Source organism: Streptomyces sp. NPDC127119, assembly GCF_042677425.1.
Taxonomy (GTDB): Bacteria; Actinomycetota; Actinomycetes; order Streptomycetales; family Streptomycetaceae; genus Streptomyces.
Window position 1 is genome coordinate 26538 of the sequence record NZ_JBHXTO010000044.1, and the last position, 21358, is coordinate 47895.

Annotated in this window: 17 protein-coding genes and 1 pseudogene; 9 read left to right on the forward strand and 9 right to left on the reverse strand. The window is 71.3% G+C overall.

The window, feature by feature from the left end; all coding sequences use genetic code 11:
• Nucleotides 1-77: 77 nt before the first annotated feature.
• Nucleotides 78-1583 (reverse strand): mannitol dehydrogenase family protein, encoded by a 1506-nt coding sequence (locus tag ACFVH5_RS20410; protein ID WP_385835056.1) that lies wholly within the window; start codon nucleotides 1581-1583, stop codon nucleotides 78-80.
• Entirely contained in the window at nucleotides 1580-2836 is a 1257-nt protein-coding gene (gene manD / locus ACFVH5_RS20415; protein WP_385835057.1) for a D-mannonate dehydratase ManD, read from the reverse strand. The genes ACFVH5_RS20410 and manD overlap by 4 nt, the downstream gene beginning before the upstream one ends.
• Nucleotides 2837-2888: 52 nt before the next feature.
• Here manD and ACFVH5_RS20420 point away from each other — a divergent pair, with 52 nt between their 5' ends.
• Entirely contained in the window at nucleotides 2889-3599 is a 711-nt protein-coding gene (locus tag ACFVH5_RS20420; RefSeq protein WP_385835058.1) for a GntR family transcriptional regulator, read from the forward strand.
• Nucleotides 3600-3670: 71 nt separating this feature from the next.
• On the opposite strand, the gene pgm is transcribed toward ACFVH5_RS20420, so the two are convergent.
• The 3 genes from pgm to ACFVH5_RS20435 all read right to left on the reverse strand — a co-directional run bounded on the left by pgm (nucleotide 3671) and on the right by ACFVH5_RS20435 (nucleotide 6790).
• Nucleotides 3671-5311 carry a phosphoglucomutase (alpha-D-glucose-1,6-bisphosphate-dependent) gene (gene pgm / locus ACFVH5_RS20425; protein ID WP_385835059.1) on the reverse strand — a complete coding sequence of 547 codons (1641 nt, stop codon included), beginning with the start codon at nucleotides 5309-5311 and terminating at the stop codon, nucleotides 3671-3673.
• A gap of 229 nt (nucleotides 5312-5540) precedes the next feature.
• Nucleotides 5541-6200, reverse strand: a complete 660-nt coding sequence (locus tag ACFVH5_RS20430) for a CHRD domain-containing protein (RefSeq protein ID WP_385835060.1) — start codon at nucleotides 6198-6200, stop codon at nucleotides 5541-5543.
• 167 nt (nucleotides 6201-6367) lie between these two features.
• On the reverse strand, nucleotides 6368-6790 hold the full coding sequence (locus ACFVH5_RS20435; RefSeq protein ID WP_384811327.1) for a secondary thiamine-phosphate synthase enzyme YjbQ: 423 nt from the start codon (nucleotides 6788-6790) through the stop codon (nucleotides 6368-6370).
• A 139-nt stretch (nucleotides 6791-6929) separates the two neighbouring features.
• Between ACFVH5_RS20435 and ACFVH5_RS20440 the strand changes: the two genes are divergently transcribed.
• The 3 genes from ACFVH5_RS20440 (at nucleotide 6930) to ACFVH5_RS20450 (ending at nucleotide 9243) form a co-directional block, all read left to right on the forward strand.
• On the forward strand, nucleotides 6930-7013 hold the full coding sequence (locus tag ACFVH5_RS20440; RefSeq protein WP_366784861.1) for a putative leader peptide: 84 nt from the start codon (nucleotides 6930-6932) through the stop codon (nucleotides 7011-7013).
• Nucleotides 7014-7197: 184 nt separating this feature from the next.
• On the forward strand, nucleotides 7198-8049 hold the full coding sequence (locus ACFVH5_RS20445; protein ID WP_385835061.1) for an ABC transporter ATP-binding protein: 852 nt from the start codon (nucleotides 7198-7200) through the stop codon (nucleotides 8047-8049).
• Between the two features lie 48 nt (nucleotides 8050-8097).
• Entirely contained in the window at nucleotides 8098-9243 is a 1146-nt protein-coding gene (locus tag ACFVH5_RS20450; RefSeq protein ID WP_385835062.1) for an NAD(P)-binding domain-containing protein, read from the forward strand.
• A gap of 216 nt (nucleotides 9244-9459) precedes the next feature.
• Here ACFVH5_RS20450 and mltG read toward each other — a convergent pair whose 3' ends face one another.
• Together mltG and ACFVH5_RS20460 are read right to left on the reverse strand one after the other, a co-directional pair.
• Nucleotides 9460-10305, reverse strand: coding sequence for an endolytic transglycosylase MltG (mltG, locus tag ACFVH5_RS20455; RefSeq protein ID WP_384811319.1), 846 nt, complete (start codon nucleotides 10303-10305; stop codon nucleotides 9460-9462).
• Nucleotides 10306-10348: 43 nt separating this feature from the next.
• Nucleotides 10349-12148: an ABC transporter ATP-binding protein gene (locus ACFVH5_RS20460; protein WP_385835063.1), complete on the reverse strand. Its 1800-nt coding sequence runs from the start codon at nucleotides 12146-12148 to the stop codon at nucleotides 10349-10351.
• A gap of 95 nt (nucleotides 12149-12243) precedes the next feature.
• On the opposite strand from ACFVH5_RS20460, the gene ACFVH5_RS20465 reads away from it, so the two are divergent.
• Both ACFVH5_RS20465 and ACFVH5_RS20470 read left to right on the forward strand, forming a co-directional pair.
• Nucleotides 12244-12774, forward strand: a complete 531-nt coding sequence (locus ACFVH5_RS20465) for a MarR family winged helix-turn-helix transcriptional regulator (protein ID WP_385835064.1) — start codon at nucleotides 12244-12246, stop codon at nucleotides 12772-12774.
• 114 nt (nucleotides 12775-12888) lie between these two features.
• Nucleotides 12889-14421: a Gfo/Idh/MocA family protein gene (locus tag ACFVH5_RS20470; protein ID WP_385835065.1), complete on the forward strand. Its 1533-nt coding sequence runs from the start codon at nucleotides 12889-12891 to the stop codon at nucleotides 14419-14421.
• 13 nt (nucleotides 14422-14434) lie between these two features.
• Here ACFVH5_RS20470 and ACFVH5_RS20475 read toward each other — a convergent pair.
• Nucleotides 14435-16093 (reverse strand): annotated as a pseudogene (locus ACFVH5_RS20475) (peptide-N4-asparagine amidase); the annotation flags it as partial.
• A gap of 130 nt (nucleotides 16094-16223) precedes the next feature.
• Between ACFVH5_RS20475 and ACFVH5_RS20480 the strand changes: the two are divergent.
• On the forward strand, nucleotides 16224-16526 hold the full coding sequence (locus ACFVH5_RS20480; protein WP_385835066.1) for a hypothetical protein: 303 nt from the start codon (nucleotides 16224-16226) through the stop codon (nucleotides 16524-16526).
• A 25-nt stretch (nucleotides 16527-16551) separates the two neighbouring features.
• Here ACFVH5_RS20480 and ACFVH5_RS20485 read toward each other — a convergent pair whose 3' ends face one another.
• Complete coding sequence (locus tag ACFVH5_RS20485; protein WP_385835067.1) at nucleotides 16552-17295, reverse strand: hypothetical protein; 744 nt, start codon at nucleotides 17293-17295, stop codon at nucleotides 16552-16554.
• A 188-nt stretch (nucleotides 17296-17483) separates the two neighbouring features.
• Here ACFVH5_RS20485 and ACFVH5_RS20490 point away from each other — a divergent pair, with 188 nt between their 5' ends.
• Nucleotides 17484-19283, forward strand: coding sequence for an ABC transporter transmembrane domain-containing protein (locus tag ACFVH5_RS20490; RefSeq protein ID WP_385835068.1), 1800 nt, complete (start codon nucleotides 17484-17486; stop codon nucleotides 19281-19283).
• Complete coding sequence (locus ACFVH5_RS20495) at nucleotides 19280-21070, forward strand: ABC transporter ATP-binding protein (RefSeq protein WP_385835069.1); 1791 nt, start codon at nucleotides 19280-19282, stop codon at nucleotides 21068-21070. The genes ACFVH5_RS20490 and ACFVH5_RS20495 overlap by 4 nt, the downstream gene beginning before the upstream one ends.
• The last annotated feature ends 288 nt before the right edge of the window (nucleotides 21071-21358 follow it).

The following is a 21358-nucleotide window of genomic DNA, read 5'->3' on the forward strand; positions in this document are numbered from 1 at the left end:
CGTTGTTCGTAACCGAGGAAGCTGTTGGGGACGGGGGGCGGGGAACACGTACGGGGGCGGTACGTGGGACTTCGCGGTCAGATCTCGACGCGTCCGGCGGCCAGGGCGGGGAGCCGGTCCGCGACGGCCGACGTGAGGGAGTCGTCGTCCGCCAGATCCGTGGCGCCGAGGACGCGCAGCAGTGCGCGTACGGTCTCGGCGGGGCGGGTCGCGGGCGCCCAGCAGGCGGCGAGCGCTTCGGCGGCGGGATCCGAGGGGGCACTGGAGCGGGGGGTGTCACCGGTACCGGTGGAGGCGTCCGCGGCGGCCCGGCGGGTGCCGTGCGCCCAGCCGGCGAGGGCGAGTTCGAGCACCGGGGTCACCCGGCCGCCCGGGGCGGTCGCGGTCCGGGCGCGCAGTTCCCTCAGCGCGGGCAGCCAGCGTTCCGTGACCTTCAGCGATCCGTCGGAGCCGATCTGCCGCAGCAGATGGCGCATGGCGGGATTGCGGAAACGTACGACGAGGTCGTCGGCGTACGCGACGGGGTCCGGGCCGCCCGCGGGGAGCGTGGGTGCGACCTCCGCGCACAGCGCCCGTACGAGACGTTCGCCCCAGTCCGTCGCCATGGTGTCGGCGATCGTGGTGAGTCCGGCGGCCAGGCCGAGGTGGGCGAGGGCGGAGTGGGAGCCGTTCAGCAGCCGCAGTTTGGTGAGCTGGTAGGGCGCCACGTCCGGGACGAACAGGGCTCCGTCGAGCTCCCACGGCGGCCGGGGAGCGTCGAAGGAGTCCTCAAGGACCCACTGGCGGTACGGCTCACCCGTCACGGCGAGCGCGTCCCGAACGCCGAGCGCGGCGGCGGCCGTCGCCAGGTCGGCTTCGCCGGTGGCGGGCACGATCCGGTCCACGACGGTCGCGGGGAAGGCGACGGCGACGGCCATCCGGTCCAGGATCTCCGAGCGGTCGGGCCAGGCCGACGCGCGGACGAAGTCGTGGACGACCCGGGCCAGTGCGGCGCCGTTGCCCGCCATGTTGTCGCAGGACACGACGGCGACCGGGGGCGCACCGGCCCGCATCCGGGCGGCGAGGCCGGTGGCGAGCCGCCCGACGACCGTGGTGAGCGGCCCGTCGGGACCGGCCGCGAGGTCGGCGGCGACGGGCCCGGCCGTGAGGTCGAGACCGCCGGTCGCCGCCGCTCGGTGATAGCCCTTCTCCGTCACGGTCAGCGTCACGACCGTCACCTCGGGGTCGGCGAGCAGGGCGTCGACGGCCCCGGCGTCGGGTCCCATGGCCAGCGCGCCGACGACCGAGCCCACGACGCGTGTGCGGTGTCCGTCCGGACGGCGTTCGGTGAGCGAGTACAGACAGTCCTGGTCCCGCAGGGCGCGCACTGTGTCGGCCGAGCGGGGCGCGACCGCGGTGATGCCCCAGGGTTCACCGGAGCGGGCGGCGGCCTGTTCGGTGTACACGGCCTGGTGGGCCCGGTGGAAGGCGCCGAGACCGAAGTGGACGACACGGGTGCGCAGTTCGGCCGGGTCGACGGCGGGCCGCAGTCCGGGCGCGAGCCGGGGCAGTGCCGTGCGGCTCAACTGGTCGTCGGCGCTCACCAGTCGTGCACCGACCCGTCGAGCCGGCGGGCGACCGGGAGGTAACGCCGCTGGTAGGGGAAGCGCTCGGCCGCCTTCTCGTCGTACTCGACGCCGAGGCCGGGCTCGTCGGAGGGGTACAGCATGCCGTCGGCGAACGTCACCCCCGTGCGGAACACCTCGGCGGTCTCGTCGGGGTGGCCCATGTGCTCCTGGATGCCGAAGTTCGGCACGGCGACGTCGAGGTGCACGGCGGCGGCCATGCTCACGGGCGAGAGGTCGGTCGCCCCGTGGGAGCCGGTCCGTACCTGATGGAGCGCGGCGAGGTCGAAGATCCGGCGCAGATGCGTGATGCCGCCCGCGTGGACGACGGTGGTGCGCACGTAGTCGATGAGCTGCTCGGTGATGAGGTGCTGGACGTCCCAGATCGAGTTCATCACCTCGCCGACCGCGATGGGTGTCGTGGTGTGCTGCCGGATCAGCCGGAAGGACTCCTGGTTCTCGGCCGGGGTCGGGTCCTCCATCCAGAACAGCCGGGAGGGCTCGACGCTCCTGCCGAACCGGGCGGCCTCGTTCGGGGTGAGCCGGTGGTGCACGTCGTGCAGGAGGTGGAAGCCGAAGCCGAAGCGCTCCCGCACCGCTTCCAGGTACCTGGGCGCGAAGTCGAGATAGGCCTCGGTGTCCCAGGGCTGTTCGTCGGGCAGCTCGGTCGCGGCGGGCTCGTAGACCTTCCCCTTGCGCACCCCGTACGTGCCCCCGACATCGGGCACGGCGCACTGGGCGCGTACGGCCTTGTAGCCGAGTTCCAGATAGCGCTGGACGTCGTCGAGGAGCGAGGGCACGTCGGTGCCGCTGGCGTGCGAGTAGACGAGTACGCCGTCGCGCGACCGGCCGCCGAGGAGCTTGTGGACGGGCAGACCCGCGGTCTTGCCCAGGATGTCCCACAGGGCGGTGTCCACGGCGGCGATCGCGGTCATCGTGACGGGCCCGCGCCGCCAGTAGGCGCCCTTGTAGAGGTACTGCCACATGTCCTCGATACGGGACGGGTCCTTGCCGATCAGCAGCGGGACCACGTGGTCGCGGAGATAGCTGGCGACGGCCAGTTCCCGGCCGTTGAGCGTGGCGTCGCCGAGGCCGGTCACCCCGTCCGTGGTGGTGATCCGGAGCGTGACGAAGGTCCGGCCGGGGGAGGCGACGAAGACCTCGACGTTCTCGATGCTGCTCACAGGCACTCCTTGGTCGCGATCGGTCGCGAAGTACTTGTATACAAGCATCCGTATCGCAGTACGGCAATACTTGTGCCGCAGTTCTACGTACGATGGGCCCATGGCTCAAACGAACGGGCGGACGAACCGGCGCGACATCTATCTGAAACTGCGCCAGATGGTCCTGACCCTCGAACTCGCTCCGGGCGCGGCCCTCTCGGAGAACGAACTCGCCGCGTCGATGGGCGTCAGCCGCACGCCGGTGCGGGAGAGCCTGATCCTGCTGGCCCAGGAGGGCCTGGTGCAGGTCTTCCCCAAGATCGGATCGTTCGTGTCCCGGGTCGACCCGGGACAGGTCGCCGACGCGCAGTTCCTGCGGGAGGCGGTGGAACTCGCCTCGCTGGACGATCTGCCCGCGGAGCTCGACCCCGCGGTCGTCGAGGAACTGCGGGACAACCTCGGCCGGCAGCGGCGGGCGGACCTCGGCCTGGAGGAGTTCTTCGATCTGGACGAGGCGTTCCACCAGGGCCTGATGCGGCTGAGCGGACACGGGAACGTCTGGACGACCGTCGCCGCCGCCAAGGGCCATCTGGACCGGGCCCGCCGGCTCGGCCTCCACGAGAACGTGTCACCGGCCGTGTTCGTCGCCCAGCACCGCGAGATCTTCGACGCGATCGTCGGCGGGGACGTCCCGCTCGCCCGCACGGCCATGCGCACGCACCTGCGAGCCGTCTTCGACGACATCGAGCGCATCCGCGCCCACTCCCCCGAACTGTTCGCCACGGACGCGACGTCGGTGCCGGTACGGCGGAACATCGTGGTGTGGGAGTGAGCGCGCACCACTGGAAGTCGGGCAGCGGGAGCCCGAGCAGGTGTCAGATGCCAGGTGTGGGGTGCCAGGTGTCAGGTGTTCAGGGCCGCGAGCACCATGGCCTTGGCCTCCTCCTGGATCTGCTTCAGGTGGTCCGGGCCCGAGAAGGACTCCGCGTAGATCTTGTAGACGTCCTCGGTGCCCGAAGGGCGGGCCGCGAACCAGGCGTTGGCGGTGGACACCTTGACCCCGCCGAGGGCGGCGCCGTTGCCGGGTGCCTCGGTGAGGACCGAGGTGACCGGCTCGCCCGCGAGGGTGTCGGCGGTGACCTGGCGCGGGGACAGCTTCGCGAGCAGCGCCTTCTCCTCGCGGGAGGCCGGGGCGTCGATGCGCGCGTAGGCGGGGGCACCGAAACGCTCGGTGAGCCGCGCGTAGTGCTGGGAGGGTGTCTCGCCGGTGACGGCCGTGATCTCGGAGGCGAGCAGGGCCAGGATGATGCCGTCCTTGTCGGTGGTCCACACCGAGCCGTCGCGGCGCAGGAAGGACGCGCCCGCCGATTCCTCACCGCCGAAGCCGAGCGTCCCGTCGGACAGGCCGTCCACGAACCACTTGAAGCCGACCGGGACCTCGACCAGTGTCCGGCCGACGTCCGCCGCGACCCGGTCGATCATCCCGGACGACACGAGGGTCTTGCCGATCCCTGCCTCGGCGGGCCACTCCTTGCGGTGCGAGAACAGATAGGAGATCGCCACGGCCAGGTAGTGGTTGGGGTTGAGCAGACCGCCGTCCGGGGTGACGATGCCGTGCCGGTCGGCGTCGGCGTCGTTGCCGGTGGCGATGTCGAACCGGTCGCGCTGCTCGATGAGCGAGGCCATGGCGTACGGCGAGGAGCAGTCCATCCGGATCTTGCCGTCCCAGTCCAGCGTCATGAAACGCCAGGTGGGGTCGGCGAGCGGGTTGACCACTGTCAGGTCGAGCCGGTGCTGCTCGGCGATCCGGCCCCAGTAGGCGACCGAGGCGCCGCCCAGCGGATCGGCGCCGATGCGCACGCCGGCGGCCCGGATCGCGTCCAGGTCCAGCACGTTCGGCAGGTCGGCGACATAGGTGCCGAGGAAGTCGTACCGGCCGGTGCCGGGTGCGGCCAGGGCGCGGGTGCAGGGGATGCGGCGTACGTCCTTCATGCCCGCGGAGATGATCTCGTTGGCGCGGTCCTGGATCCAGGAGGTCGCCTCGGAGCCGGCCGGTCCGCCGTTCGGGGGGTTGTACTTGAAGCCGCCGTCGGCGGGCGGGTTGTGCGAGGGGGTGACCACCACACCGTCGGCGAGGCCGGAGGTGCGGCCCCGGTTGTGGGTGAGGATGGCGTGCGAGACGGCCGGGGTGGGCGTGTAGCCGTCGCCCTGGTCGATGAGGACGCTCACGTCGTTGGCGGCGAACACCTCAAGGGCCGTGACCCGCGCGGGCTCGGACAGGGCGTGGGTGTCGGCGCCCAGGAAGAGGGGGCCGTCGGTGCCCTGTGCGGTGCGGTACTCGCAGATGGCCTGGCTGGTGGCCGCGATGTGGTCCTCGTTGAACGCCGTCGCGAGCGACGAGCCGCGGTGCCCCGAGGTCCCGAACGCGACCCGCTGCCCGGGCTCGGCCGGGTCGGGGTGCAGCGCGTAGTACGCCGTGACCAGGCGGGCCACATCGACGAGGTCACCGGGTCCGGCGACCTGCCCTGCTCGCGCGTCCTGCATGTCCCGCTCCTTAAGCCATCAGCAAGGTCGACCATTGGGTCCGTTGCGTACCGCCCCATTCTCCCCTGCCCGGCCATCGGGGACGCACACCGCGCGCGGCGCGATACCGACACCCCTCGCGTGCGGCGCGGCGTGGGCGCCCTCCGCGCGCGGTCGGCGAGGGCCCGGGGCCCCGAAAGGCTCCCGGGCTCTCGCTCCCGAACCACCCCAGGCCCTCGCCTCCGAACGACTATGCGTCCTTGATGACAGCGGTGAGGGTGTCCTCGTTCATGGTGTCGGGAACGTCGACACCGGAAGGGAGCTTGTAGGCCTGGCCGCGGACGGCCCCGCCCGGGAACTCAGCGGTGTGGAGGTTGAAGTACCAGTTCCCGGGGTTGGCCTTGATGCCCGCCAGCAAGTCCTTGTCGTCGACGGTGACCGTGCCGAAGACGAACTTCTTGCCGTCCTCCAGCTTCTTCGTGAAGAAGGGGATCTTCACATCGCCGTTGACCCCCTTGACACCCTTGTGGAGGTGGCCCAGGGTCGGCGTCTGGACCCCGCTGAAGGTGAACGCGTAGGACACCTGGTCGCCCTGGATCCGCATCAGGGCGAGCGCGTGCCCGTCCTTGTCCCCCACCGCGGGACCGCCCTCGACGGGGACCTCGTCTGCACCGGTCATCACCGAACCGAAGAAGGTCGCGTCCTCCGCGTTCTTCTCCCACTTGCCGACGCCCTGCGCTCCGCCGTGCTCCGTACCGGACGAGGCGTGCCCACCGGTGGCCGGGGCACTGGCCTCGGCGCTCCCGGCGGGGTCGGCGCCGTTCACGCTGTCCTCCCCGTTGCAGGCGGTCAGCAGAAGCGCACCCGTGACAGCGGATACGGCGATCATCGCAAAGCGCTTGCTCTTCATGGCAGTTGTGCCCTTCCCCGTGCTGCGACCGCGGCTGTTTCGCGGTCCGTCACCCACAACACGGAATGCCCTCACGGCACAGCTCACGCCATGACAGCCCTGAGACACTTCTGAGACGGGCCGCGATCACTCGCGACGCGACCCTGACACTGGGCGCGCCGGGAATCTCATCCCAGGAAGCTCAGCCGGACCGTGCGGTCGGGGTTGTCCTTGTTGGTGTCGACCAGGCACACCGACTGCCACGTCCCCAGTTCCAGCCGCCCGGCCAGTACCGGCAGTGTGGCGTGCGGGGGGACGAGCGCCGGGAGGACGTGGTCGCGGCCGTGCCCGGGGCTCCCGTGACGGTGCTGCCAGCGGTCGTCCGCGGGGAGCAGGGTGTGGAGGGCGGCGAGCAGGTCCTCGTCGCTGCCCGCTCCCGTCTCCAGGACGGCCACGCCGGCGGTGGCGTGGGGCACGAAGACATTGAGCAGGCCGTCACGGCCGCCCGCCGCCTCCCGCAGGAAGGCCTCGCACTCACGGGTGAGGTCGACGACCGCTTCCGTGGAGCCGGAGGAGATGTTCAGGACACGGGTGGTGAAGGCATCGGACATGAACCAATCCTCACCCATTCCGCACCCATGGGCAGGGCTCCACACCCATGACGCCTCCGCCGACCGGCCCTTGAGACGGGATGCTTACTCCGCAAGACGCCATTGACCGTGAGCGACCGAGCTGGCTACGTTCGGCGGCATGTTGCGTTCAGCTCTGCTCACCACGCGCGGTCACATCGACCTGCTGCGGGTGGCCTCTGCCGCGTGTCGCACCGGCCGCTGACGCCTTCCCACCCGCTTTCCCCCCGCCGCGCCACAGCGCGCCTCCGCTTCCCTGCGCCCGCCTGACCTGGGCCGGAAGCCGGTCCGCTGAAGCGCGGTCCCACCGCCCCTGACGGTCCGGGCGCGCTCCCCCTGGAGCCTCGGTTCCTCGATTCCTCGGTTCCTCTCGAAAGGCTGGTGCCGCGATGGCGACCGACGTTCACCGGGCGGTGGGCCCGCAACAGGCTTCCGCCGACTCCGACTCCGACTCCGACTCCGACTCCGACTCCGACTCCGGCTCCGGCTCCGGCTCCGGCAGCGCATGGACAGGCGACCGGAAGCACAGGGCGACGACATCCGTCCCGGCAGTACGCGTGGAAGGACTGACCCGCGCCTTCGACGGCCGGGCGGTCATCGACGGCCTTCAACTCTCGATCGGCCCCGGCGAGTTCGTGGTGCTCCTGGGCCGAAGCGGTTGCGGCAAGTCCACCCTGTTGCGCATCCTCGCCGGGCTCGACCGTGCCATCGAGGGCACCGTGTTCGTACCGCGCCGCAAGGTCGTCGCCTCCCAGGCGCCTCCGCTGACGCCGTGGAGAAAGGTGTGCCGCACGGTACTGCTCGGACGACCCGGCAGACGCCGAGGCGCCGCCGCCGAACGGACGGCGACCGAGGTCGGTCTCCCCAGCCGTGCCGGTTCCCGTCCCGGAGCGCCCTCCGGCGACGAGGTCCAACGCGTGCCGCTGGAGCGCGCGTTGGCGGGCGACCCCGATCTCCTGCTGCTGGACGAGCCGTTCGGCGCCCTGGACGCGCCCGCCCGGGCCGGGGCACAGCGGCTCGTCGGCGAACTGTGGCAGCGGCACGGCTGTGCCGTCCTGCTGGCCACGTCCGACGTGGAGGAGGCGGTGTCGCTCGCCGACCGTGTCCTCGTGATGGACGCGGGCGTCATCGCGTACGAGATCCCGGTCGAGCTGGACCGGCCGCGCGACCGCACCGATCCGAGGTTCGCCGAGCTGTGCGCCGGACTGCTGGAGCGCCTGGACACCGAACCGGCCGCCTGAACCGGCCCGCCCGGGAAGATCCGCGCCGCCCGCACAGTTGGTAGAAGCGTGAACAACACCGGAGCGCAGGTACGGGACCAGGTTCAGGACCAGGTTCAGGACCAGGTACGGGAAGTCGATGTCGTCGTCGTGGGCGCCGGCCAGGCCGGTCTGTCCAGCGCCTACCACCTGCGGCGCACCGGCTTCAAGCCTGAGCGGGACTTCGTGGTCCTGGACCACGCGCCGCGGCCGGGCGGCGCCTGGCAGTTCCGGTGGCCGTCCCTGACGTACGGCAAGGTGCACGGCATGCACGCGCTGCCCGGCATGGAACTGACGGACGCGGATCCCGACCGGCCGTCCTCCGAGGTCGTCGCCGAGTACTTCGACGCCTACGAGCACGCCTTCGACCTGCGCGTACGGCGGCCGGTCGACGTAAAGGCCGTACGCGAGGGCGACGCGGGCCGGCTCCTCGTCGAGACGTCGGACGGTACGTGGTCCACGCGGGCGCTGATCAACGCGACGGGCACCTGGGACCGGCCGTTCTGGCCGCGCTATCCCGGCCAGGAGACCTTCCGGGGGCGGCAGCTGCACACCGCCCAGTACGCCGGCCCGCAGGACTTCGCCGGGCAGCGCGTCGTCGTGGTGGGCGGGGGCGCGTCCGGTACGCAGCATCTGCTGGAGATCGCCCCGTACGCGGTCGGGACCACCTGGGTGACGCGACGGCCGCCGGTCTTCCGGGAGGGGCCGTTCAGCGAGGACGTGGGCCGGGAGGCGGTCGCCATGGTGGAGGAGCGGGTCCGTCAGGGGCTGCCCCCGAGGAGTGTCGTCTCGGTGACCGGGCTGCCGCTCAACGACGCGATCCGGCAGGGACTCGCGGACGGGGTCCTGGACCGACTCCCGATGTTCGACCGGATCACCCCGGACGGCGTGGAGTGGGACGACGGACGGCACGTGGCCGCGGACGTCATTCTGTGGGCGACCGGTTTCCGCGCTGCGGTCGAGCATCTGGCCCCGCTGCGGCTGCGTGAGCCCGGCGGAGGCATCCGTATCGAAGGGACCCGGGCGGCCGTCGATCCACGGATCCATCTGGTCGGGTACGGGCCGTCGGCGAGCACCATCGGCGCCAACCGTGCCGGGCGGGCGGCGGTCCGGGACATCAGGCGGCTGCTGGCGGACGCCCCGGCCGGCCCCGTCGCGGTGGAAGCCACCGGCTGACCCGCCGCAGGATGCGTACGTGGGCAGACCGCGTACACGGGTCGGCCGCGCGACTGAGTCGGCCTGTTCATGGGTCGGCCGCGTACATGAGTCGGCCTGTTCATGGGTCGGCTCCGTCCGTGCGACGACGTGAGCGGTCCCGCGACGACTTCCCGCGCCCCCGGAGGGGCGCGGCGGGCCCCGTGAGCACCTACCACGCCGTGGTCGCGGCCCGGCTCAGCCCGATGACGCCGAGGCGCCCTTGTGCGCACGGTTGAACTCGGCGACGTTCCTCTTGTGCGCCTCGTAGTCGGCCGTGAAGCGTGTGTCGCCCGGCTTGACCGTGACGAAGTACAGCCAGTCGCCCTGGGTCGGCGCGACCGCGGCACGCATGGCCTCCTCACCGGGATTCGCGATCGGCGTCGGCGGCAGCCCCATCCGCGCGTACGTGTTGTACGGGCTCTCCAGCTGTGTGTCGTTCTCGCTGGTCCGCAGGGTGCTGCGGTTGAGCGCGTAGTTGATGGTGGAGTCCATCTGCAGCGGCATGCCCCGGTCGAGCCGGTTGTAGATCACCCGGGCCACCCTGCCCATGTCCGCCTTGGTGGCCGCCTCCGCCTGCACGATGCTCGCGACGGTGACGGTCTGGTAGACGTTCATCGCGTTGCGCTCGGCCCCGGCCGTGACCGTGCCCCCGCCGAACTTCTTGTTCGCCGTGTCGACCATGTACGAGAGCAGGGAGACCGGGGTCGACTTCTTGTCGATGGGATAGGTCGCGGGGAAGAGGTAGCCCTCGGGGTTGCCGCTCGCGTCGTTCGGCAGCTTGAGGCGGGCCTTCTCCAGGGACTTCTTGCTGGAGCCCGCGGGCAGGGCGAGGGCCTTGTCCATGGCCGTGTAGACCTGGCCGGTGCGCCAGCCCTCCGGGATCACCAGGGCCTGGGGTTCCTTCTTGTCGTCCGTGCTCAGCAGCGGCACCGCCACGGCGGTGACCGCCACGACGGCGCCGGTCGCGATGAGGGCGGTCCGGCCCCGGCGCGTCAGTCGGATCGTTCTCCGTGGCGGAGTGGGCGGAGTGTAGTTCTGCATGCGGGCACGTTAACCCGCATATCGTCCTAAACTCGACATATCTTCATCTTGTTGGCTCCAGTTGGGCGTCCCTGCGGACCAGGGCGGCGTAACGCCCGTCCCGCTCCAACAGCTCCTCGTGCGTGCCCCGTTCGGCGGTGTGCCCGCGGTCGAGGACCACGATCTGGTCGGCGCCCCTAATGGTGGACAGCCGGTGCGCGATGGTGATGGTCGTCCGATTGGCCGACAGCGCGTCGATGGCCTCCTGGACGGCTCGCTCGGTGCGGGTGTCCAGGGCGCTGGTCGCCTCGTCGAGGATCAGGACCGGCGGGTCCCGCAGGATGGTGCGGGCGATGGCGAGGCGCTGCTTCTCACCACCGGAGAACCGGTGCCCGCGCTCCCCCACCACCGTGTCGTAGCCGTCGGGCAGGGACGCGATGTGGTCGTCGATCTGCGCGGCCTTCGCGGCGGCACGCAGTTCCTCGTCGGTGGCGTCCGGCTTGGCGAACCGCAGGTTGTCGGCGACCGTGGCGTGGAAGAGGTACGTCTCCTGCGAGACGACGCCTATCCCCCGCGCGAGGGTGTCGAAGTCCAGGTCGCGCACGTCCACGCCGTCGAGGGTGACGCGGCCGCCCGTGACGTCGTACAGACGCGGGACGAGGTGGCTGAGCGTGGACTTCCCGGCGCCGGTCTGGCCGACGACGGCGAGGCTGGTGCCTGCGGGCACGGTGAGGTCGATGCCGTCGAGGATCGGGCCGCTCTTGTCGTCGTACCGGAATTCGACGCCTTCGAAGCGCACTTCGCCCTTGACCCGGTCGAGGTGGACCGGCTGCTCGGACTCGGTGATGTCGATGGGCAGGTCGAGGTACTCGAAGATGCGCTGGAACAGCGCGAGCGAGGCCTGGATCTGGACGCCCGTGGACAGCAGGCTGACGGCCGGACGGAACAGTCCCTGCTGGAGCGAGACGAACGCCACCAGGGTGCCGATGGAGACCGAGGGGCCGCCGAGCTGGAGGGCCATTCCCGCGGCCCAGTAGATGACGGCCGGCATGGCGGACATGACGATGCCGATGACGGCCATCCGCCAGCGGCCGGCCATGCTCGACCGCACCTCCAGGTCGACAAGGCTCTCGGACTCCTCCGCGAAGGAGCGGGTGAGGGAGTCGGAGCGGCCCATCGTGCGCCCGAGCACGATGCCGCTCACGGAGAGCGACTCGGTGACCGTGGCGGCCATGACCGCCATCTGCTTCTGGCGCTGGGTGGTGATCTTCTTGCGTTCGTTGCCGACGCGGCGGCTGATCCACACGAACACCGGCAGCAGGAGCAGCGAGACGACGGTCAGCCGCCAGTCGAGGGCGACCATCGCGACGATCGTGGCGACGACGCTGGTGAGGTTGGAGACCAGGGAGGTGGCGGTCGAGGTGACCGTCGCCTGCATCCCGCCGATGTCGTTCGCGATGCGCGACTGGACCTCGCCGGTACGCGTCCTCGTGAAGAAGGCGAGCGACATGCGCTGCAGCCGGTCGTAGACGGCCGTGCGCAGGTCGTGCATGACACGCTGGCCGACCGTGGTGGAGATCAGGGTCTGCAGGACACCGAAGACACCGCCGAGCACGGCACTGAGGATCATGCCCAGCGCGAGCAGGCTCAGCAGGCCGGTGCGACCCTGCGGGATCGCGGTGTCGAGGATCTCCTTGAGCAGGAAGGGCGTGGCGACCGAGACCAGGGACGCCGCGCCGACCAGCAGGCCGACGACGGCCAGCCGGCCGCGGTAGGGACGGAAGAGTGCGAGGATGCGGCGCACCTGCCGGGGCTGTCCTGCCTCGACGGGTGGCGGCGTCCAGGTGATGTCGTCGCGGGGCAATGGGCTCCTACGGAAGTGAGAAGAAGAGGATTGACGGAGCATAGCTCATTGTTACCTATACTCACAATGAACTAGGTCCTGATATTGTTCCCGGCATGGACACCCCCGACGCCGACGGCCTGCTCGCCGAGCAGCTGCTGCGGTTGACCCGCCGTGTGCACCGCATCCAGAAGCGCCATCTCCAGACGCGGGGGCTCGGCATCACCCCGGCCCAGTCCCGGCTGCTGCGCACCCTCGCCCACTACGGCTCACCGCCGCGCATGGCCGACCTGGCCGAGCGGCTCGAGGTGGTGCCGCGGGCCGTCACCACCCTGGTCGACGGGCTGGAGGCGAGCGGCAAGGTACGGCGCGTACCGGACCCCACCAACCGGCGCGTCATCCGCATCGAGCTGACGGAGGACGGCGGGCGGGTGCTGCGGGAGCTGCACGGCGCACGCCGGGAGGCCGCGGAGGACATCCTGGCGCCCCTCTCGGACGAGCAGCGCGCGGTGCTGGGCGGGCTGCTGGACACCCTGGTCGACGGCACTTCCGCCGCAGCCGACGGGGGCGATACCGCCGCCGACGCCCACGCCGCCGCCCATGCCGCTGCCGACGCCACTGCCCGAGGGGCGGGGCGCGACTGCTGACGGCCCGGTGCGGAAAGTCCAACTCCCTGGCCACTTCCGTCCCTTGTCCCCCGGCCGACCCCCTAGGAGGGTGACAGCGCGGTGAACCCGCGCTCCCCCCACCGAGGAGGTCCGATGCACGACGAGAACGCGACACCGGAATCCGAAGCCGAACTAGAAGCGGAACTCGCAGCGGAAGCCGAAGCCGAAGCCGACGAGAATCGCGGGGGCCGCTCCCGGCGCTCGGTACTGCGCACGGCGGGCGTCACCGGAACGGGACTGGGCCTCGGGCTGGGGCTGGGCCTCGGTACGCTCGCGGCGGGTGGCGGCACGGCGCACGCCGCCGCGTCCGGGACACCGGTGGCCGCGACCGCGGACGGCGAACCCGCCGCACCCACCGCGCAGGGCAGAACCATGATCGGCGTGCCGTTCGAGGGGCGCGGGACCGTGCGGGTCGGGATCATCGGGCTCGGTAACCGCGGCGGCGGCATGATCGACCTGTTCCTGGCCCTCGACGGCGTCCGTGTCGTCGCACTGTGCGATCCGGTCAAGGACAAGACCGCGAGAGCCGCGGCCAAGGTGGTGGCCGCGGGACAGCCCGCCCCGGCGACGTACACGAAGGGCGAGCACGACTTCGTCGACCTCTGCGCGCGCGGTGACCTCGACTTCGTGTACGTGGCGACGCCCTGGGACCTGCATTTCGAGATGGCGCGCACGGCCATGCTGAACGGCAAGCACGTCGGCGTGGAGTGTCCGGTCGCGATGCGGCTCGACCAGCTCTGGGAACTCGTCGGCCTCTCCGAACGCACCCGCAGACACTGCATGCAACTGGAGAACTGCTGCTACGGCCGCAACGAGATGCGGGTCCTGCGCATGGCGCACGCGGGGAAGTTCGGCCGGCTGCTGCACGGCGCCGGGGCCTACAACCACGATCTGCGCGGCCTGATGTTCGACCCGGACTACTACGAAGGTCCCTGGCGGCGGCTGTGGCACACCCGGCTGCGCGGCGACCTCTACCCGAACCACGGCTTCGGCCCGGTCGCCAACTACATGGACGTCAACCGAGGTGACCGCGTCACCCACATCTCCAGCTTCGGCACACCCTCGCTGGGCCTCGCCGAGTACCGCGCCGAGCACATGCCGCCGGGCGACCCGAGCTGGAAGGAGACGTACATCGAGAGCGACCGGACCATCAGCCTCGTACAGACCGCCAAGGGACGGGTGATCCGGCTCGAACACGATGTGTCGACGCCACATCCCTACTCGCGGATCAACAGCCTCGGTGGCACGAAGGGTGTGTTCGAGGACTACCCGGAGCGGATCTATATAGAGCCGGACCACACAGACGACGCCTGGGGCGACTTCTCGGCGTACACGGAGTGGGACCACTGGCTGTGGAAGGAGCACTCCGACCCGCCCGGCGGACACGGCGGGATGGACTACATCATGCTGTTCCGGCTGATGCAGTCCATCCGGCTCGGGCTGGTACCGGACTTCGACGTCTACGACGCCGCCACCTGGACCGCTCCGGTGCCACTGAGCCACGCCTCCATCAAGGCGCACGGGGCACCGCAGGCGATCCCGGACTTCACCCGCGGGTTGTGGAAGAAGAAGCGGCCGGGCATGGACTCGCCGAAGCCTCAGGACGGCCTTCGGCAGAACGGGTGAGGTCCGCGCGGCCGGTGAGCACACCCTGCACGGTCGTCAGGCGCCGGTCGTAGCACCCGTCCGAGCCGGACAGCCGGTAGCGCTCGCTCGTCGTGGCGACGGCGTGCCGCTGGTCGCGCGGCACGTTCGCGGTGTAGGTCGCGTCGCCCGTGTAGCTGTCGTCGAGCCGGGACCACGCGGTGCGCCGGCCACCGCGGGTCTCCACGACGGATGCCCGGTCCCCCAGGGACAGCACGGTCCGCAGCCGGTCGCCCGCGCCGAGCGTCGTGGTGCCGTCCATGGTGTACGTGCGGTCCGTACGGGTCGTCACGGCCGGCCCGCGCCCGTCCACGGTGACCTTCTCGTCGTCGGTCCAGGTCCCGTCGAGCGCGTCCGTGTTCTCGCCGTCGGTCCAGCGGTGCACGGAGGTACTGGCCAGCTCACGGTCGATCGTGGTCGCGACACGGCCGTGCGAGGTGTCGACGTACCCGGACACCGTCAGCCGGTGCCCGGCGTCCGTGTCGAGCCGGTGCTCGGAACCGGGCGTGTACGTGGCGGAGTTCGTGAGGGCGCCGGTCCTGTGGGCGGTGAGCTTCCCGGTGACGTGCGTGCTCTTCGCGTCCTGCCAGACGAGGACGTTCACCGGGGTGCTCCAGCCGCTCTGTCCCTCGGGAACGCCCACCACGGAGACGTCGATCCGGTGCGGGCGGCCGTCGTTGAGCAGCCCCGCGAACGGGGTCAGGTCGTACTCGACGGGCTTGATGTCGAAGGCGCGCGGGCCCGGGACGACGTACCAGAGGAAGGGGTTGGACCAACCGCCGGTCCAGACGGTGGGGAACGGCGCGGCGATGCCCGCCAGTTTGCCGTCGACCGCTATCTGCACCTCGCGGTAGGGGCCGCCGTCCGCCTTGCAGGAGTACGGGGCGGCATCGGGCACGGTCAGATACCAGTACTCCTCGCAGCCGCCGCCCGACCCGGTGGCGTACACCTCGGCGACGATGCGTTCGCTGTTGCGGGGCGTGGTGAGGGTGCCGTCCTGGAGGGTGAGGACGCGGTCGGGGGTCGCGGTGGCTCTGCCCGCGGCCGACTTCTCGAAGGGAGGGGCGGGGTAGAAGGTCAGGGTCACCTTGACGTCGAAGACGCCCGTGTAGGTGTCGTCGACGACGTTCCCGATCAGCATCTCGACGTCGTGACCGCCGCGGAACGTGTCGCTGTAGCGCGTGACGTCCTTCTCCACCGACCACTCGATGCCGTCGGGCGAGGGCTGCGGAGTGGACGTGCGGAAGACCTCGACACCGCCGATGTGGAGATACCCCAGCCGGTCGTACTGGCGCCCCTTGACCTTGCCGTCGAGGCGCAGCACGACCTTGCTCCAGCGGTCGCCGCAGCCGCGCGGGGGCGCGTACGTGCCCTTGTACGGCGTGAAGTCGCGGAACTGCGCCTCGGCGACGGTCACTTCGCAGGACGCGCCGGCGGGCCTGGTGGCGGGCGGGGCGGCGGTCAGCGGGTCGTGCCAGTCGCTGCCGAACTCGGCGGGCGGATCGGCGGGCGGGGCAGCGAGCTGGGTGGCCGTCGGGGAGTGCGTCGGCGGGGCTTCCGTCGGCCGGGCGGCCTGGGCCGGGCCCGCTCCGAGGAGGGTGCTCGCCACGAGGGTCGCCCCGGCGAGCATGGACATGATGATCCGTCTTCTCATGAGCGGTGTTCTACGGGGAGTCGGCCCGGCCCGCAATGCTGCCTCGGGGCACGGCGGGCCTGGGGTACGTCGCCAGCCGCCGCTGACGCCTCTGATCACACAGGCCGCCACCGAACGGTGCGGGGACTCGGTGGCCGGGCTGCGGGTCCCGGCCGGCCATATGAACTACGCCGACTGGGGGCCGCCGTCCGACTCGATGGACGGACCGGTGCTCGTCGTCCGTCAGGAGGACGCGGGCGGCACGAAGCGGTACTTCACCGACTGCCGGCAGATCGCGCGCGTGGACAACGGGGACGGGGCTCCGGACGGCGACGGCGTGCAGGTGGAGAACGACGAGGTGGAGAACGAGGAGCAGGGCGCGGCGGTACTGCTGTGTTCGGGGACCACGAAACCGTGGTCCCGCTTATGGCCTTCGCTGCGCCCCTACTACTGAGGGGCGGGCCCGTGGTGAGGGGCTGTCAGGCCTTGAGGTCCGCCTTGTCGCCCATCACGACGACCGGGTGCCGGTCCGGGTCGAGGGTGCGCAGCAGGTACTGCATGCCCGACTTGGACAGGCTCACGCAGGCCGACGTACCGCTGCCGTGGTCCATGTGCAGCCAGATGCTGCCGCCCTTGGACTGGCCCTGGGGACGGGTCGGGTCGTTCGGCGAGGTGCCCTTGACGCGGTTGTAGTCGATGGCGATCACGTAGTCGAAGTCGTTCCAGTGCGACTTGGCCCAGTAGTGCGGGGCCTGGAAGCCCGAGGACTGCGTGTACGGGAGCTTGGCGCCGGGGTCGTCGAGGACACCGCCCGAGTCGCTGAGCGTGAACACGCCGACAGGGCTGCGCTTGTCGCCCTCGTTGTGGTCGGTCGTCCAGCCCTTCTTGCCGTTGTGCCCTTCCCAGCTGCGGGTCTTGTCCCAGGTGGATCCGGACTTGGTGTAGAGGACGATCGTGGACTTCGCCGAGTCCTTGCCCTGTCCGTAGACCGCGACGACCTGCCGGGAGTTCGCGGGGATCTGCTTCTGCAGCGTGTTCCCCACGTCGGGGATGCGCTTGAGGTCGACCGTGCGCGCCTGCTCGGGCCGGGACCCGTCCCCCGCCTGCCCGTTGCTCTTCTTCCCGCCGCCGTCGTCCGAACCGCCGCAGGCCGCCAGTGGCATGACCACGGCGCCCAGAACCGCGGCTATGGCCGTCGTCCGCATCCCTCCGCTGATGTGCATACCGTCCATCGTCGCACCACGACGCGGACGACCGTGCCCACCCCCTCGACCTACCGGTCATATCCGGGCGGTCCGGGCCGAATCTTTGCCCCACGGCGGAAAAGCGTTTGCCTGCGGACACGCTGCGACGCGAACCTTGCACGGTTTGTTGTCTCCCCACCTCCGTACTACGAGCCCTTTGGGACGTCATGCAGATTCAAGACCTTCCGTATCCCGACCCGGGTGTGCCGGACGCACGCTCGGGGCCCCGATTCCTGGTATGGCTCGGCCGGAATCAGCTCGGCGGACAGATGAAGGCCCTGGTCTGGGGGCTGCTGCACTTCCTGTCCGTGTCCGCACTGCCCTTCTGCGTCGGATTCGCCGTCCAGGCCGTCGTGGACCGCTCCGGCGGGCGGCTGGCCCTCGCGGGCGGGCTGCTCGCCCTGTGCGGCTTCGGTATCGCGCTGGGCGACACCATGCTGCACCGGGCCGCGGTCACCAACTGGATCACCGCTGCCGCGCGCGTGCAGCAGTTGCTGGCCCGCCGGACCGCTCTGCTGGGCTCCGCGCTGACGCGCCGCGTCGCGGCCGGCGAGATCGTGGCGGTCTCGACGGGCGACGTCGAGAAGATCGGTTGGTTCGTGGAAGCCGTGTCGCGGTTCACCGCGGCCGCCGTGACCGTCGTGCTCGTCTGTGTCGCCCTCGTCGTCTACCAGCCGGCGCTCGGCGTCGTCGTCGCCGTGGGCCTGCCCGTCCTGGCGCTGTCGGTGCTGCCGCTGCTCCCCCGGGCCACCCGCCGCGCCGACTTCCAGCGCGAGAAGGCGGGACGCGCCACCGAACTGGCCTCGGACACCGTCGCTGGCCTGCGCGTACTGCGCGGGATCGGCGGCGAGGAACTGTTCCTCGACCGCTACCGCCGTGCCTCGCAGGAGGTCCGGCACGCCGCCGTGCGCAGCGCCCGCATGTGGGCACTGATCCACGCGATCCAGGTGTTCCTCCCCGGGCTGCTGCTGATCGTCGTCGTCTGGCACGGCGTGAACCTGGCCCGCGAGGGCCGGATCACCGTCGGCGAGATGGTCACCGTCTACAGCGCGGTCATGATCCTCACCTATCCGCTGCGGCACTTCACCGAGATCGCGATGGCGTACTCCTTCTCCCGGCCGTCCGCCAGGCGCGCGGCACGGGTGCTGTCCCTCGAACGGGCCACGGACGGCGAGGGATCGCGCGAGGCCGTCGTACCGACCGGGGACCTGTACGACCCCGCGACCGGTCTGCTCGCGCCCGCGGGACGGCTCACCGCCGTGGTGTGCGGTGACCCGGACGCCGCGGGTGAACTGGCCGAACGGCTCGGCGGTCATACGGCGGAGTCCTCGGAACTGCCGTCCGCGCTGGTCGGAGGCGTACCGCTCGACGAACTGCCCCTCGGCTCCGCCCGCAGTGCCGTCCTCGTCCAGGACAAGGATCCGGTCCTGCTCTCCGGCACGCTGCGCGAACTGCTCGACGTGCCCTCGTCGGGAGACGTCAGCCCCGAGGAGGCACTGTCGGCGGCCCAGTGCGGCGATGTCCTGGACGCGCTCGCCCAGGGTTCGCTGGACGCCGACGACCCGATGGACTCCCGGATCACCGAACGCGGCCGGTCCCTGTCCGGCGGCCAGCGCCAGCGTCTCGCGCTGGCCCGGTCGCTGGTCACCGCCCCGGGCGTACTGGTCCTGGACGAACCGACGTCCGCGGTCGACTCGCACACCGAGGCGCGGATCGCCGACGGGATCCGCTCCCTGCGACAGGGACGCACGACGGTGGTCCTCACCTCGTCGCCGCTGCTCCTGGACCGGGCGGACCGGGTCGTGCTCGTCCACGAGGGCGAGGTCGCGGCGGTCGGCGTGCACCGCGAACTGCTGCACAGCGACGCGCGATACCGCGCCGTGGTGACCCGTGAGACCGACGACGAGGCCGCCGAACAGGAACTGAACCAGCTGCAGGAACTGGAAGAAATCGAGGAGACGGCATGATCGGCGTGGCGCCACCGGCCTACGATCCGGCGGCCCCGAAGACGGCGGAGACCCTGCCCGTCGGAGCCCCCGCGACCGTACGCGCCTACGTGGCCGAACTGTTCCAACGACATCGCCGGACCTTCCTGGTGCTCGTCACCGTCAACACGGTCGCCGTCGTCTCCTCGATGGTGGGCCCCTATCTGCTGGGCTCCCTGGTCCAGCACGTCTCCGAAGGCGCGACCGCCGCGCGCGAACTGCACCTGGAGCGCACCGCCGCACTGTTCGCCGTCGCCCTGGTCGTCCAGGCCGTGTTCGTGCACCAGGTGCAACTGCGCGGGGCCATGCTCGGCGAGCGGATGCTGGCCGACCTGCGCGAGGACTTCCTCGTACGGGCCGTGGGGCTGCCGCCCGGCGTCCTGGAACGGGCCGGTACGGGTGATCTGCTCTCCCGCATCACCACGGACATCGACCGGCTGGCCAACGCCATGCGCGAGGCCGTGCCCCAGCTGGCCATCGCCGTGGTGTGGGTGGCGCTGCTGCTCGGCGGCCTGGTCGTGACCGCGCCACCGCTCGCGCCCGCGGTACTGGTCGCCGTCCCGATCCTGGTGATCGGCTGCCGCTGGTACTTCAAGCGCGCCGCGTCCGGCTACCGCTCCGAGGCCGCCGGTTACGCCGCCGTGGCCGCCGTCCTCGCCGAGACCGTGGACGCCGGGCGCACCGTCGAGGCGCACCGCCTGGGCGAACGCCGCATCGACCTGTCGGACCAGCGGGTCAAGGAGTGGACCGCCTGGGAGCGGTACACCCTCTGGCTGCGGTCGGTGCTCTTCCCCGCCATCAACGCCACCCACACCACGGTCCTCGGCTCGGTCCTCATGATCGGCGGATACTTCGTCCTCCAGGGCTGGATCGACGTGGGCCAGCTGACGACGGGCGCCCTGATCGCGCAGATGCTCGTCGACCCGGTGGGCCTGATCCTGCGCTGGTACGACGAGCTGCAGGTGGCCCATGTGTCGCTGGCACGGCTGGTGGGCGTCCGCGAGATCGAGCCGGACGCGGGTGACAAGGCGCTGGCCCCCGACGGGCGTGACGTGCACGCCGACGAGGTGCACTTCGGCTACCGGGCGGGCGTCGACGTGCTGCGCAAGGTCTCCCTGGAGGTCGCGCCCGGCACCCGGATGGCCCTGGTCGGCCCGTCCGGCGCGGGCAAGTCCACGCTGGGCAGGCTGCTCGCCGGGATCTACGCACCCCGCACGGGCCAGGTCACCCTGGGTGGCGCCGAACTCTCCCGGATGTCCGCGGAACGGGTCCGCTCCCACGTGGCCCTGGTCAACCAGGAGCACCACGTGTTCGTGGGCGCCCTGCGCGACAACCTCCTCCTCGCCCGCACGGGTGCCGATGACGCCGAGCTGTGGGCCGCCCTCGGCGCGGTCGACGCCGGCGGGTGGGCGCGGGCGCTGGCCGACGGTCTCGACACCGAGGTCGGCTCGGGCGGTGTCGCACTCACGCCCGCCCAGGCCCAGCAGATCGCGCTCGCACGCCTGGTGCTCGCGGACCCGCACACGCTGGTCCTGGACGAGGCCACCTCGCTCCTCGACCCGCGGGCGGCCCGGCACCTGGAGCGCTTCCTGGCCCGGGTCCTCGACGGCCGCACGGTGGTCGCCATCGCCCACCGGTTGCACACCGCCCACGACGCGGACGTCATCGCCGTCGTCGAGAACGGCCGCATCAGCGAGCTCGGCAGCCACGACCAGCTGGTCGCCGCGAACGGCGCGTACGCGGCGCTGTGGCGGTCCTGGCACGGGTGAACGGGCACGCGGGCGGGCCGGCCGTGGGAGGTCCGCCCACGGCCGGCCCGTCCGTGGACGGGCTGTCCGTGGACGGGCTGTCCGGGGACGGGCTGTCCGGGGGTGATCCGTCCACAGGTGGTCCGTCCGGGCCTGCGGGCCGACGTCGGGCGGGTTTGGCCGGCCGGGTGCCCGAGCGGGCCGACGCGCCCGGTCGGGCTCCGTGACGTTGCGCGGTGTCGCAGGTGGGTGGAAGTGTGGAGGTCGGCACCGGCTCGGGGAGCGCCCGGGAACCGCCCGGTTCCACGT

Excerpts from the sequence above, each read along its gene's own strand:
- manD (WP_385835057.1), bottom strand. The coding sequence starts at position 2,836 with ATGCTTGTATACAAGTACTTCGCGACCGATCGCGACCAAGGAGTGCCT.
- ACFVH5_RS20420 (WP_385835058.1), top strand. The coding sequence starts at position 2,889 with ATGGCTCAAACGAACGGGCGGACGAACCGGCGCGACATCTATCTGAAA.
- pgm (WP_385835059.1), bottom strand. The coding sequence starts at position 5,311 with ATGCAGGACGCGCGAGCAGGGCAGGTCGCCGGACCCGGTGACCTCGTC.
- ACFVH5_RS20430 (WP_385835060.1), bottom strand. The coding sequence starts at position 6,200 with ATGAAGAGCAAGCGCTTTGCGATGATCGCCGTATCCGCTGTCACGGGT.
- ACFVH5_RS20435 (WP_384811327.1), bottom strand. The coding sequence starts at position 6,790 with ATGTCCGATGCCTTCACCACCCGTGTCCTGAACATCTCCTCCGGCTCC.
- ACFVH5_RS20440 (WP_366784861.1), top strand. The coding sequence starts at position 6,930 with ATGTTGCGTTCAGCTCTGCTCACCACGCGCGGTCACATCGACCTGCTG.
- ACFVH5_RS20445 (WP_385835061.1), top strand. The coding sequence starts at position 7,198 with ATGGCGACCGACGTTCACCGGGCGGTGGGCCCGCAACAGGCTTCCGCC.
- mltG (WP_384811319.1), bottom strand. The coding sequence starts at position 10,305 with ATGCAGAACTACACTCCGCCCACTCCGCCACGGAGAACGATCCGACTG.
- ACFVH5_RS20465 (WP_385835064.1), top strand. The coding sequence starts at position 12,244 with ATGGACACCCCCGACGCCGACGGCCTGCTCGCCGAGCAGCTGCTGCGG.
- ACFVH5_RS20470 (WP_385835065.1), top strand. The coding sequence starts at position 12,889 with ATGCACGACGAGAACGCGACACCGGAATCCGAAGCCGAACTAGAAGCG.
- ACFVH5_RS20485 (WP_385835067.1), bottom strand. The coding sequence starts at position 17,295 with ATGCACATCAGCGGAGGGATGCGGACGACGGCCATAGCCGCGGTTCTG.
- ACFVH5_RS20490 (WP_385835068.1), top strand. The coding sequence starts at position 17,484 with ATGCAGATTCAAGACCTTCCGTATCCCGACCCGGGTGTGCCGGACGCA.
- ACFVH5_RS20495 (WP_385835069.1), top strand. The coding sequence starts at position 19,280 with ATGATCGGCGTGGCGCCACCGGCCTACGATCCGGCGGCCCCGAAGACG.